The 14364-nt window shown below is 45.6% G+C and carries 2 protein-coding genes, 4 tRNA genes and 6 rRNA genes; 2 read left to right on the plus strand and 10 right to left on the minus strand.

Features of this window, described 5'->3' with window-relative positions:
* The first annotated feature begins 40 nt into the window (after nt 1-40).
* Both GNP35_RS03565 and GNP35_RS03570 read left to right on the plus strand, forming a co-directional pair.
* On the plus strand, nt 41-1579 hold the full coding sequence (locus GNP35_RS03565) for an HD domain-containing phosphohydrolase (RefSeq protein WP_155694565.1): 1539 nt from the start codon (nt 41-43) through the stop codon (nt 1577-1579).
* Nucleotides 1580-1587: 8 nt separating this feature from the next.
* Entirely contained in the window at nt 1588-2898 is a 1311-nt protein-coding gene (locus tag GNP35_RS03570; RefSeq protein ID WP_230961268.1) for a GAF domain-containing sensor histidine kinase, read from the plus strand.
* A 243-nt stretch (nt 2899-3141) separates the two neighbouring features.
* On the opposite strand, the gene rrf (GNP35_RS03575) is transcribed toward GNP35_RS03570, so the two are convergent.
* The 10 genes from rrf (GNP35_RS03575) to GNP35_RS03620 all read right to left on the minus strand — a co-directional run.
* A 5S ribosomal RNA gene (rrf, locus tag GNP35_RS03575) occupies nt 3142-3256 on the minus strand.
* A 131-nt stretch (nt 3257-3387) separates the two neighbouring features.
* Nucleotides 3388-6266 (minus strand): 23S ribosomal RNA (locus GNP35_RS03580).
* 298 nt (nt 6267-6564) lie between these two features.
* Nucleotides 6565-6640: transfer RNA gene (locus GNP35_RS03585), tRNA-Ala, on the minus strand.
* Between the two features lie 113 nt (nt 6641-6753).
* Nucleotides 6754-6830: transfer RNA gene (locus GNP35_RS03590), tRNA-Ile, on the minus strand.
* 108 nt (nt 6831-6938) lie between these two features.
* Nucleotides 6939-8472: ribosomal RNA gene (locus GNP35_RS03595) — 16S ribosomal RNA — on the minus strand.
* 1229 nt (nt 8473-9701) lie between these two features.
* Nucleotides 9702-9816 (minus strand): 5S ribosomal RNA (gene rrf / locus GNP35_RS03600).
* A 131-nt stretch (nt 9817-9947) separates the two neighbouring features.
* Nucleotides 9948-12821, minus strand: a 23S ribosomal RNA gene (locus tag GNP35_RS03605).
* Nucleotides 12822-13114: 293 nt separating this feature from the next.
* Nucleotides 13115-13189: transfer RNA gene (locus GNP35_RS03610), tRNA-OTHER, on the minus strand.
* A 111-nt stretch (nt 13190-13300) separates the two neighbouring features.
* Nucleotides 13301-13377, minus strand: a tRNA-Ile gene (locus tag GNP35_RS03615).
* 105 nt (nt 13378-13482) lie between these two features.
* Nucleotides 13483-14364, minus strand: a 16S ribosomal RNA gene (locus tag GNP35_RS03620); the annotation flags it as partial.

Genomic DNA, 14364 nt, shown 5'->3' on the forward strand with positions numbered 1-14364 from the left:
TCTATATTTAAAGTTACATATACTAACTTGAACTTCCCATATGACTCTTGATTTCTTATCTAAAAGCAACATCGACGTTCCTCAAGAACAATGGAATGTTCTCATTGTGGATGATGAAGAGGATATTCATACCATTACCAAAATGGCGTTAAAGCGCTTTGAATTTGAGGGAAAGTCACTTAACTTTATTAGTGCTTACAGTGCTGAAGAAGCTCGCGAAACATTACAAGAATATAAAGAGCTAGCACTTATCTTTCTAGATGTCGTTATGGAAACGGATGATGCTGGCCTTCAATTTGTAGAATGGCTTCGAAACGAAAATAAAAACCAAATGACAAGAGTGATTTTAAGAACCGGGCAGCCTGGTCAAGCGCCGGAAGAAGAAGTCATTATGAAATACGACATTAATGATTATAAACAAAAGACTGAGCTTGATAGAAGACGTCTTTTTACCGCAGTTATTTCAGCTTTAAGAGGCTACCGTGACCTCAGAGAGATTGATGAAACAAGGAAGTATGAACAAGAGTTTAAACATGGCCTTGAAAAAGTAATTGAAGCAACAGCAAATGTCATGGAAGAACAGAGGTTGACTAGCTTTTTCCAAGGGTTACTTCAACAAGTTTTATCTATTTTAAGGTTTGAACAAAAGGGGGCATTAATAAAAATTACCAATGCGGGAGGAACAATTTATGACAAAAGTGATTTTAAAGTCATAACTCAAATTGGAACTGATCTAGAAAATCAGTTAGATGAGAATCTTAAAAACCTCATGAACACTGCAATAAAAATTGAGGAGTCCGTATTTGAAGATGATACCTTTATCGCTTATTTACCCTCTCTATCAGCGCAAGAAAGCCTTATTTATCTCAAAGGTGTTGATTTAAACCAAATCAAAGAAATAGATATCAAACTGTTGCAAATGTTTTGTAGAAGCGCAGGTATAGCCTTCGACAATCTGATGATGAAAACCCAAGTGCAAAACACCCAAGCTGAAGTAATTAATCGTTTAGGAAATGCCGTAGAGTCTAGGTCCAAAGAGTCAGGGAACCATATAAGAAGAATGTCTGCCTTCTCAGGTATTATCGCTGAGCAATTAAAACTATCTACTTATGAGTGTGAAATCCTAGAATTAGCAACTCCAATGCACGACATTGGAAAGATTGCGACACCGGATAGTATTTTGCTTAAACCGGGACGATTGGACTTGTCAGAATTTGAAATAATGAAGCAGCACGCCACCATCGGCTATGAGATATTAGCTGGTTCAGAACTCCCCATTATTGTAGCTGCAGCGACGATAGCTCATCAACATCACGAAAAGTTTGATGGTAGCGGATATCCCCATGGGCTAAAGGGAAGTGAGATCCATATATATTCAAGGATAGTTGCTGTCGCAGATGTATTCGACGCATTACTTCACAAGCGTTGCTATAAGCCTGCATGGACTCTTAACGATGTTCTTAGCCTTATAGAAGAACAAAGAGGTAAGCATTTTGATCCTGAAGTGGTAGATGCATTTTTTGAGTGCATTGAAAAGCTCATAATAGCAAATACTGAACTCACTGATAGCGAGGAGTAGTATCTATTATGCCTTCCAATACTATTTCAGATAACAGTCTTGCTGTATCAGATAAAGATATTATTACTGCGTTAATTGACATTTCGAAACTTATCACAGAAAAAAGTAAATCTTCTGATTTATATGAAAAAATACACCAAATCATAAGCAAAGTGATCTTGGTTCGCAATATAGCAATAGCAGAGGTTAATAACTTTAACCAAACAATGAAACTGAATTATTTTGTTGACGAAATGGATGGCAACTCATTTCAAGATAAAACAATAGATATTGGAAATGGCCTATCAGCATTTGCTATTAACGCAAAAAAACCTATTAAACTTGACCAAAGCGAGATATTAAAGCTTCAAAGCAGTGGTCAAATAGAGCGTATCTATGGAACCATGTGCCATAGTTGGATCGGCATTCCTATTATCAATGGCAAAGACGTTTTTGGATTAATAATAGTCCAAAGTTACTCACCTAGTTTTACCTATAGCGAAAGAGACTTAGAAATTCTGACTTTTGTCGGCTCAAACATAAATATTTTAATGCAACAAAAACGAATTGAGGCCGAGGATAAACTAATTAGAGAGGAAATGTTACAAAAGGATAAAATGGCTTCATTGGGCCAACTAGTTGCAGGTATAGCACATGAAATAAATACCCCTCTTGGCGTCTGTGTAACTGGTATATCAAACCTTTATGAAGAGCATACCGTCTTCAAAAAAGCAGCTGTAAACGGGCTTGTCACTGAAAAGCAATTTAACAATTTTATCGAAGATGTAGGTGAAACTTGCAGCATCATTAAAAGTAATGTTGAGAGAGCGAGTCGATTAATCTCAAGCTTTAAACAAGTCGCAGTCGACCAGTCATCAGAAACAATACGATTAATTAATATTAAAAACTATATTAACGAAACTATCCAATCACTAAACCCTCTCATTAAAAAAACTAAACATTCTATTACCGTAACCAGCCCTGATTGTTTAGAACTTAAAACCCAACCCGGTGCGCTATCGCAACTAATAACTAATTTAATTACTAACTCATTTATTCACGGTTTTGAAGACGTCAAGCGTGGTGAAATTGAGATAATAGTCACTGAACAAGATAGTAAATTAGAGATTATCTATAAAGATAATGGTAAAGGTATGGACGAAGAGCAAAGTACAAAGTTCTTTGACCCATTTTTTACCACAAAAAGAGGTTCAGGCGGCAGTGGCTTAGGCGGCCATATTATCTTTAATATTGTCGCGACTTCATTAAAAGGGTCAATCAAATTAGAAACAGCAATAGGAAAGGGTTGTAAATTTATAATAGCTATTCCAAAGGTTTAAACGCTGAATTCCAAACATAAAACCGAGAAAAAGTAGTCAGGTGGTAAATTCCAGGCAATAAAAAAACCCCTCGCACAACGTGCAAGGGGTCAGTATGGGAGCCTGCCGGTCGACTGCATGGATGCAGTCGGTTGATTGCGTCGGGAACGAGCAATCTAGAGCTTTAGCGAGCCGCCTTAATTGCTTAACGCCTAGAACGAAAAAATCCCCCGCACATATGTACGAGGGATTATTCAATTGGGAGCCTGGCGGTGAGCTACTCTCGCATAGCAAATGCTACACTACCATCGCCGCAGCTGCGTTTCACTTCTGAGTTCGAAATGGAATCAGGTGGGTCCACAGCGCTATTGCCACCAGGCAAAGCTGTTTGTAATCGATGTTTTATAAACACCGCTTACTTAAATTGTCTTAACAATTAGAAAGCTGAAATAAGGTAATATTGTTTGTAATAATTCTGACCATCAGTGCTCAAGAACACTTAAGCGTTGTATGGTTAAGCCTCACGGGCAATTAGTATAAGTTAGCTTAATGCCTCACAGCACTTCCACACCTTACCTATCAACGTTGTAGTCTTCAACGACCCTTTAGGACAGTTAAACTGTCAGGGATGACTCATCTCGAGGCTCGCTTCCCGCTTAGATGCTTTCAGCGGTTATCGATTCCGAACGTAGCTACCGGGCAATGCCATTGGCATGACAACCCGAACACCAGCGGTTCGTCCACTCCGGTCCTCTCGTACTAGGAGCAGCCCCTCTCAATCATCCAACGCCCACGGCAGATAGGGACCGAACTGTCTCACGACGTTCTAAACCCAGCTCGCGTACCACTTTAAATGGCGAACAGCCATACCCTTGGGACCGACTTCAGCCCCAGGATGTGATGAGCCGACATCGAGGTGCCAAACACCGCCGTCGATATGAACTCTTGGGCGGTATCAGCCTGTTATCCCCGGAGTACCTTTTATCCGTTGAGCGATGGCCCTTCCATACAGAGCCACCGGATCACTATGACCTACTTTCGTACCTGCTCGACATGTCCGTCTCGCAGTTAAGCTTGCTTCTACCATTACACTAACCGTACGATGTCCGACCGTACTTAGCAAACCTTCGTGCTCCTCCGTTACTCTTTGGGAGGAGACCGCCCCAGTCAAACTACCCACCAGACACTGTCCACAACCCCGATAAGGGGCCAATGTTAGAACATCAAACATACAAGGGTGGTATTTCAAGGATGGCTCCACCTGAACTGGCGTCCAAGTTTCATAGCCTCCCACCTATCCTACACATGTAGGTTCAATGTTCAGTGTCAAGCTGTAGTAAAGGTTCACGGGGTCTTTCCGTCTAGCCGCGGGTACACAGCATCTTCACTGCGATTTCAATTTCACTGAGTCTCGGGTGGAGACAGCGTGGCCATCATTACACCATTCGTGCAGGTCGGAACTTACCCGACAAGGAATTTCGCTACCTTAGGACCGTTATAGTTACGGCCGCCGTTTACCGGGGCTTCGATCATGAGCTTCTCCGAAGATAACCCAATCAATTAACCTTCCGGCACCGGGCAGGTGTCACACCGTATACGTCATCTTTCGATTTAGCACAGTGCTGTGTTTTTAATAAACAGTTGCAGCCACCAGGTCACTGCGACCCACTTCAGCTCCGGCAGCAAGTGCCTTCACCTAACGTGGGCGTACCTTCTCCCGAAGTTACGGTACCATTTTGCCTAGTTCCTTCACCCGAGTTCTCTCAAGCGCCTTAGTATTCTCTACCTGACCACCTGTGTCGGTTTGGGGTACGGTTCTTAATCATCTGAAGCTTAGAGGCTTTTCCTGGAAGTATGGCATCAATGACTTCATCACCTTAGTGACTCGTCTCGTGTCTCAGTATTAGCCGCCCGGATTTACCTAAGCAGCCTACCTACACACTTTCACACGGACAACCATCGCCGTGCTCACCTAGCCTTCTCCGTCCCCCCATCGCAATGATTAAAAGTACAGAAATATTAATCTGTTTCCCATCGACTACGCATTTCTGCCTCGCCTTAGGGGCCGACTTACCCTACCCTGATTAGCATGGGATAGGAACCCTTGGTCTTTCGGCGTGGGGGTTTTTCACCCCCATTATCGTTACTCATGTCAACATTCGCACTTCTGATATGTCCAGCAGACTTCTCAATCCACCTTCAACCACTTACAGAACGCTCCCCTACCTAGCGAATAAATTCGCTACCGCAGCTTCGGTGTTATGCTTAGCCCCGTTACATCTTCCGCGCAGGCCGACTCGACTAGTGAGCTATTACGCTTTCTTTAAAGGGTGGCTGCTTCTAAGCCAACCTCCTAGCTGTCTAAGCCTTCCCACATCGTTTCCCACTTAGCATAAACTTTGGGACCTTAGCTGGCGGTCTGGGTTGTTTCCCTCTCCACGACGAACGTTAGCACCCGCCGTGTGTCTCCCGGATATTACTTTACGGTATTCGGAGTTTGCATGGGGTTGGTAAGCCGGGATGGCCCCCTAGCCCAAACAGTGCTCTACCCCCGTAAGTATTCGTCCGAGGCTCTACCTAAATAGATTTCGGGGAGAACCAGCTATCTCCCGGTTTGATTAGCCTTTCACTCCTAGCCACAGGTCATCCCCTAACTTTTCAACGTTAGTGGGTTCGGTCCTCCAGTTGATGTTACTCAACCTTCAACCTGCCCATGGCTAGATCACCGGGTTTCGGGTCTATACCTTGCAACTTATTCGCCCAGTTAAGACTCGGTTTCCCTACGGCTCCCCTATTCGGTTAACCTTGCTACAAAATATAAGTCGTTGACCCATTATACAAAAGGTACGCAGTCACAGAACAAGTCTGCTCCTACTGCTTGTACGTATACGGTTTCAGGTTCTATTTCACTCCCCTCACAGGGGTTCTTTTCGCCTTTCCCTCACGGTACTGGTTCACTATCGGTCAATTGGGAGTATTTAGCCTTAGAGGATGGTCCCCCTATCTTCAGTCAAAGTTTCTCGTGCTCCGACCTACTTAATATGTCCAACATGGCTTGTCGTGTACGGGACTATCACCCACTATCGTTGCACTTTCCAGAGCATTCCACTAAACCATGCTGATTCGGCTGTTTCCCGTTCGCTCGCCGCTACTTAGGAAATCTCGGTTGATTTCTTTTCCTCCGGGTACTTAGATGTTTCAGTTCTCCGGGTTCGCTTCGTATAGCTATGTATTCACTATACGATACCCTAAAAAGGGTGGGTTTCCCCATTCGGAAATTCTGGTTTATAACGGTTTTTATCACCTTAACCAGACTTATCGCAGATTAACACGTCCTTCATCGCCTCCAATTGCCAAGGCATCCACCGTATACGCTTATTCACTTAACCATACAACCTTAAATGCTCTCGCAGATTCAGTAGTATATTATGTGTCATATTTATTGGTTACTTGACTTGTATAAGGCCAAGAACCTGACATAAATAACGCTTGAGTTTTCTCTTACAGTGATAATCAAAATTATTTTTTTAGTTGTTGAATAACAAATAAATAAACAATAATGTTTACCTTATTTTTTATCAGCTTTCCAAATTGTTAAAGAGCATGAGTTTATAAAAAACTCTAAACGATGCACACTAACTAATGTGTATGGTTTAGGGTTTTGAATCGAGAAACTGAGTGTCAGTATGGTGGAGCTACGCGGGATCGAACCGCGGACCTCTTGAATGCAAATCAAGCGCTCTCCCAGCTGAGCTATAGCCCCATACTGAAGTCACGTCATTAAAACGATTGTCCAAATCACATTTGACAAGGCATTTTGTTACGCGGTTTAGACTATCTAAACAAGTAACGAAATAACGCAGTCAGGTGAGATTTTGGTAGGCCTGGGCAGACTTGAACTGCCGACCTCACCCTTATCAGGGGTGCGCTCTAACCAGCTGAGCTACAGGCCTATCGTTTATGCTACAAACTCTCGAATGCAGCTAACAGCTTGCAGCTTTCTCGCTCATTATTCGTAATTAATTATTTGTGTGAACACTTCGAAGGTGTAACTTCGTATATAAGGAGGTGATCCAGCCGCAGGTTCCCCTACGGCTACCTTGTTACGACTTCACCCCAGTCATGAACCACAAAGTGGTGAACGCCCTCCCGAAGGTTAAGCTATCCACTTCTTTTGCAGCCCACTCCCATGGTGTGACGGGCGGTGTGTACAAGGCCCGGGAACGTATTCACCGTGGCATTCTGATCCACGATTACTAGCGATTCCGACTTCATGGAGTCGAGTTGCAGACTCCAATCCGGACTACGACAAGCTTTATGGGATCCGCTTACTCTCGCGAGTTTGCAACCCTTTGTACTTGCCATTGTAGCACGTGTGTAGCCCATCTCGTAAGGGCCATGATGACTTGACGTCGTCCCCACCTTCCTCCGGTTTGTCACCGGCAGTCTCCTTAGAGTTCCCACCATTACGTGCTGGCAACTAAGGATAAGGGTTGCGCTCGTTGCGGGACTTAACCCAACATTTCACAACACGAGCTGACGACAGCCATGCAGCACCTGTCTCAGAGTTCCCGAAGGCACTAAAGCGTCTCTGCTAAATTCTCTGGATGTCAAGAGATGGTAAGGTTCTTCGCGTTGCATCGAATTAAACCACATGCTCCACCGCTTGTGCGGGCCCCCGTCAATTCATTTGAGTTTTAACCTTGCGGCCGTACTCCCCAGGCGGTCTACTTAATGCGTTAGCTGCGCAAGACAGAGCTTAAGCTCCAAACTGCTAGTAGACATCGTTTACGGCGTGGACTACCAGGGTATCTAATCCTGTTTGCTACCCACGCTTTCGTACATGAGCGTCAGTGTCGACCCAGGTGGCTGCCTTCGCCATTGGTATTCCTTCAGATCTCTACGCATTTCACCGCTACACCTGAAATTCTACCACCCTCTGTCGCACTCTAGCCATCCAGTTTCAAATGCAGTTCCCAGGTTGAGCCCGGGGCTTTCACATCTGACTTAAATGGCCGCCTGCGTACGCTTTACGCCCAGTAATTCCGATTAACGCTCGCACCCTCCGTATTACCGCGGCTGCTGGCACGGAGTTAGCCGGTGCTTCTTCTGCGAGTAACGTCACACCTAGCCGGTATTAACGACTAAGCTTTCCTCCTCGCTGAAAGTGCTTTACAACCCGAAGGCCTTCTTCACACACGCGGCATGGCTGCATCAGGCTTTCGCCCATTGTGCAATATTCCCCACTGCTGCCTCCCGTAGGAGTCTGGACCGTGTCTCAGTTCCAGTGTGGCTGATCATCCTCTCAGACCAGCTAGGGATCGTGGGCTTGGTGAGCCTTTACCTCACCAACTACCTAATCCCACTTGGGCTTCTCTAAAGGCGGGAGCCGAAGCCCCCTTTGAGCCGTAGCTATCATGCGGTATTAGCAGTCGTTTCCAACTGTTGTCCCCCACCTAAAGGCAAATTCCCAAGCATTACTCACCCGTCCGCCACTCGTCAGCAACTAGCAAGCTAGTTCTGTTACCGTTCGACTTGCATGTGTTAGGCCTGCCGCCAGCGTTCAATCTGAGCCATGATCAAACTCTTCACTTAAAAGTTTAATCGCTACCCATTGAATTCTGTTCAAATAAATTTCGTTCAGACACTCAATTGATAGTTACAAGTACTAAGCTGCCTTCCGAAGAAGAACCTTAGTGTGTTTTGTTACTACTCATCGGAGTGCCCACACAAATAATTAATTACAAATTGTTAAAGAACGTTTAGAGCCTTTCTGCTCTTGGTCTCGACTCTGTCTCAACCGGGATGCGCATTCTACACTTCCCTAATTCGTTGTCAACGTTTTTAGTAAATCTTTTTCGTTATTTTGAAGAAGTTTTCTAAACCGTTTTGAGTCAATCCAAACCACCTTCACTTAACGTTTCAAGCCGTTTGATGTCTCCCTGACAACGAGGACGCATTATAGAGATCTAATTACGTTGCGCAAGCGCTTTTGTTAAAAAAGTGTGTTTTTCTTGTTGTTCGGCTAAATATGTATCGATATGGGTTGTTTTCATACGACAACTGTCAGTTTTGATTAAAAAATCACTCTACTTAATGCTGTTTGGAACCAGCTGCAATGTATTGCCAGCGTTTATAGATACCGAGTGTTTGGCCGCTTGGGACTGCAAATACAAGCGTGTTTGACGCTTTTATGGGTATAAACTAAAAAAACTAGACTATAGGACAACCTCTTTTTCTACTGGTTTTTATTCCGCCCCAGTCATCTCACAAAGCTTTTCCGTGTTCGAATCTATTCAAAGTAAAATAGCCATCATTCACAGTTATTAATTAGCTTAAAAACGCTACAAGAATAAAACCACGCATGGCTTAGTGATAAAAGTAGACATAAAAAGCGCTAATTTCCAAAGTTATTGCGCAATTATTCATGATTTTTAAAAAAGTTCATAGGAAGGAAGCGTTCGTTGGAAGAACGTTGTAGAAACAATAAACCAAAAAAACGAGATAACAGAGACGTCAGTCGAATTCCAAGCAATAAAACCCCGACGCAAAACAGGGTACTCAAGTGCTGCGAAGGCATGGATGCCTAGGAGCGACCGAGGGAGAGCGCATTTCGAGTGAATTGGATAAATCGCAGGCAATAAAAACCCCTCGCACAACGTGCAAGGGGTCAGTATGGGAGCCTGCCGGTCGACTGCATGGATGCAGTCGGTTGATTGCGTCGGGAACGAGCAATCTAGAGCTTTAGCGAGCCGCCTTAATTGCTTAACGCCTAGAACGAAAAAATCCCCCGCACATATGTACGAGGGATTATTCAATTGGGAGCCTGGCGGTGAGCTACTCTCGCATAGCAAATGCTACACTACCATCGCCGCAGCTGCGTTTCACTTCTGAGTTCGAAATGGAATCAGGTGGGTCCACAGCGCTATTGCCACCAGGCAAAGCTGTTTGTAATCGATGTTTTATAAACACCGCTTACTTAAATTGTCTTAACAATTAGAAAGCTGAAATAAGGTAATATTGTTTGTAATAATTCTGACCATCAGTGCTCAAGAACACTTAAGCGTTGTATGGTTAAGCCTCACGGGCAATTAGTATAAGTTAGCTTAATGCCTCACAGCACTTCCACACCTTACCTATCAACGTTGTAGTCTTCAACGACCCTTTAGGACAGTTAAACTGTCAGGGATGACTCATCTCGAGGCTCGCTTCCCGCTTAGATGCTTTCAGCGGTTATCGATTCCGAACGTAGCTACCGGGCAATGCCATTGGCATGACAACCCGAACACCAGCGGTTCGTCCACTCCGGTCCTCTCGTACTAGGAGCAGCCCCTCTCAATCATCCAACGCCCACGGCAGATAGGGACCGAACTGTCTCACGACGTTCTAAACCCAGCTCGCGTACCACTTTAAATGGCGAACAGCCATACCCTTGGACCGACTTCAGCCCCAGGATGTGATGAGCCGACATCGAGGTGCCAAACACCGCCGTCGATATGAACTCTTGGGCGGTATCAGCCTGTTATCCCCGGAGTACCTTTTATCCGTTGAGCGATGGCCCTTCCATACAGAGCCACCGGATCACTATGACCTACTTTCGTACCTGCTCGACATGTCCGTCTCGCAGTTAAGCTTGCTTCTACCATTACACTAACCGTACGATGTCCGACCGTACTTAGCAAACCTTCGTGCTCCTCCGTTACTCTTTGGGAGGAGACCGCCCCAGTCAAACTACCCACCAGACACTGTCCACAACCCCGATAAGGGGCCAATGTTAGAACATCAAACATACAAGGGTGGTATTTCAAGGATGGCTCCACCTGAACTGGCGTCCAAGTTTCATAGCCTCCCACCTATCCTACACATGTAGGTTCAATGTTCAGTGTCAAGCTGTAGTAAAGGTTCACGGGGTCTTTCCGTCTAGCCGCGGGTACACAGCATCTTCACTGCGATTTCAATTTCACTGAGTCTCGGGTGGAGACAGCGTGGCCATCATTACACCATTCGTGCAGGTCGGAACTTACCCGACAAGGAATTTCGCTACCTTAGGACCGTTATAGTTACGGCCGCCGTTTACCGGGGCTTCGATCATGAGCTTCTCCGAAGATAACCCAATCAATTAACCTTCCGGCACCGGGCAGGTGTCACACCGTATACGTCATCTTTCGATTTAGCACAGTGCTGTGTTTTTAATAAACAGTTGCAGCCACCAGGTCACTGCGACCCACTTCAGCTCCGGCAGCAAGTGCCTTCACCTACGTGGGCGTACCTTCTCCCGAAGTTACGGTACCATTTTGCCTAGTTCCTTCACCCGAGTTCTCTCAAGCGCCTTAGTATTCTCTACCTGACCACCTGTGTCGGTTTGGGGTACGGTTCTTAATCATCTGAAGCTTAGAGGCTTTTCCTGGAAGTATGGCATCAATGACTTCATCACCTTAGTGACTCGTCTCGTGTCTCAGTATTAGCCGCCCGGATTTACCTAAGCAGCCTACCTACACACTTTCACACGGACAACCATCGCCGTGCTCACCTAGCCTTCTCCGTCCCCCCATCGCAATGATTAAAAGTACAGAAATATTAATCTGTTTCCCATCGACTACGCATTTCTGCCTCGCCTTAGGGGCCGACTTACCCTACCCTGATTAGCATGGGATAGGAACCCTTGGTCTTTCGGCGTGGGGGTTTTTCACCCCCATTATCGTTACTCATGTCAACATTCGCACTTCTGATATGTCCAGCAGACTTCTCAATCCACCTTCAACCACTTACAGAACGCTCCCCTACCTAGCGAATAAATTCGCTACCGCAGCTTCGGTGTTATGCTTAGCCCCGTTACATCTTCCGCGCAGGCCGACTCGACTAGTGAGCTATTACGCTTTCTTTAAAGGGTGGCTGCTTCTAAGCCAACCTCCTAGCTGTCTAAGCCTTCCCACATCGTTTCCCACTTAGCATAAACTTTGGGACCTTAGCTGGCGGTCTGGGTTGTTTCCCTCTCCACGACGAACGTTAGCACCCGCCGTGTGTCTCCCGGATATTACTTTACGGTATTCGGAGTTTGCATGGGGTTGGTAAGCCGGGATGGCCCCCTAGCCCAAACAGTGCTCTACCCCCGTAAGTATTCGTCCGAGGCTCTACCTAAATAGATTTCGGGGAGAACCAGCTATCTCCCGGTTTGATTAGCCTTTCACTCCTAGCCACAGGTCATCCCCTAACTTTTCAACGTTAGTGGGTCGGTCCTCCAGTTGATGTTACTCAACCTTCAACCTGCCCATGGCTAGATCACCGGGTTTCGGGTCTATACCTTGCAACTTATTCGCCCAGTTAAGACTCGGTTTCCCTACGGCTCCCCTATTCGGTTAACCTTGCTACAAAATATAAGTCGTTGACCCATTATACAAAAGGTACGCAGTCACAGAACAAGTCTGCTCCTACTGCTTGTACGTATACGGTTTCAGGTTCTATTTCACTCCCCTCACAGGGGTTCTTTTCGCCTTTCCCTCACGGTACTGGTTCACTATCGGTCAATTGGGAGTATTTAGCCTTAGAGGATGGTCCCCCTATCTTCAGTCAAAGTTTCTCGTGCTCCGACCTACTTAATATGTCCAACATGGCTTGTCGTGTACGGGACTATCACCCACTATCGTTGCACTTTCCAGAGCATTCCACTAAACCATGCTGATTCGGCTGTTTCCCGTTCGCTCGCCGCTACTTAGGAAATCTCGGTTGATTTCTTTTCCTCCGGGTACTTAGATGTTTCAGTTCTCCGGGTTCGCTTCGTATAGCTATGTATTCACTATACGATACCCTAAAAAGGGTGGTTTCCCCATTCGGAAATTGGGTTTATAACGGTTTTTATCACCTTAACCAGACTTATCGCAGATTAACACGTCCTTCATCGCCTCCAATTGCCAAGGCATCCACCGTATACGCTTATTCACTTAACCATACAACCTTAATGCTCTCGCAGATTCAGTCGTATTTATGTGTCATATTTATTGGTTACTTGACTTGTATAAGGTCAAGAACCTGACAAAATAACGCTTGAGTTTTCTCTTACAGTGATAATCAAATTATTTTTTAGTTGTTGAATAACAAATAAAATAACAAAATGTTTACCTTATTTTTTTATCAGCTTTCCAAATTGTTAAAGAGCATGAGTTTATAAAAAAACTCTAAACGATGCACACTAACTAATGTGTAGGTTTAGGGTTTTGAATCGAGAAACTGAGTGTCAGTATGGTGGAGCTACGCGGGATCGAACCGCGGACCTCTTGAATGCAATCAAGCGCTCTCCCAGCTGAGCTATAGCCCCATACTGAAGTCACGTCATTAAAACGATTGTCCAAATCACATTGACAAGGCATTTGTTACGCGGTTTAGACTATCTAAACAAGTAACGAAATAACGCAGTCAGGTGAGATTTTGGTAGGCCTGGGCAGACTTGAACTGCCGACCTCACCCTTATCAGGGGTGCGCTCTAACCAGCTGAGCTACAGGCCTATCGTTTATGCTACAACTCTCGAATGCAGCTAACAGCTTGCAGCTTTCTCGCTCATTATTCGTAATTAATTATTGTGTGAACACTTCGAAGGTGAACTTCGTATATAAGGAGGTGATCCAGCCGCGGTTCCCCTACGGCTACCTTGTTACGACTTCACCCCAGTCATGAACCACAAAGTGGTGAACGCCCTCCGAAGGTTAAGCTATCCACTTCTTTTGCAGCCCACTCCCATGGTGTGACGGGCGGTGTGTACAAGGCCGGGAACGTATTCACCGTGGCATTCTGATCCACGATTACTAGCGATTCCGACTTCATGGAGTCGAGTTGCAGACTCCAATCCGGACTACGACAAGCTTTATGGATCCGCTTACTCTCGCGAGTTTGCAACCTTTGTACTTGCCATTGTAGCACGTGTGTAGCCCATCTCGTAAGGGCCATGATGACTTGGACGTCGCCCACACTTCCTCCGGTTTGTCACCGGCAGTCTCCTTAGAGTTCCCACCATTACGTGCTGGCAAAGGATAAGGGTTGCGCTCGTTGCGGGACTAACCCAACATTTCACAACACGAGCTGACGACAGCCATGCAGCACCTGTCTCAGAGTTCCCGAAGGCACTAAAGCGTCTCTGCTAAATTCTCTGGATGTCAAGAGATGGTAAGGTTCTTCGCGTTGCATCGAATAAACCACATGCTCCACCGCTTGTGCGGGCCCCGTCAATTCATTTGAGTTTTAACCTGCGGCCGTACTCCCCAGGCGGTCTACTTAATGCGTTAGCTGCGCAAGACAGAGCTTAAGCTCAAACTGCTAGTAGACATCGTTACGGCGTGGACTACCAGGGTATCTAATCTGTTGCTACCCACGCTTTGTACATGAGCGTCAGTGTCGACCCAGGTGGCTGCCTTCGCCATTGGTATTCCTTCAGATCTCTACGCATTTCACCGCTACACCTGAAATTCTACCACCCTCTGTCGCACTCTAGCCATCCA

The sequence above is a fragment of the Psychrosphaera haliotis genome, from assembly GCF_009728465.1.
GTDB classification, from domain to species: domain Bacteria; phylum Pseudomonadota; class Gammaproteobacteria; order Enterobacterales; family Alteromonadaceae; genus Psychrosphaera; species Psychrosphaera haliotis.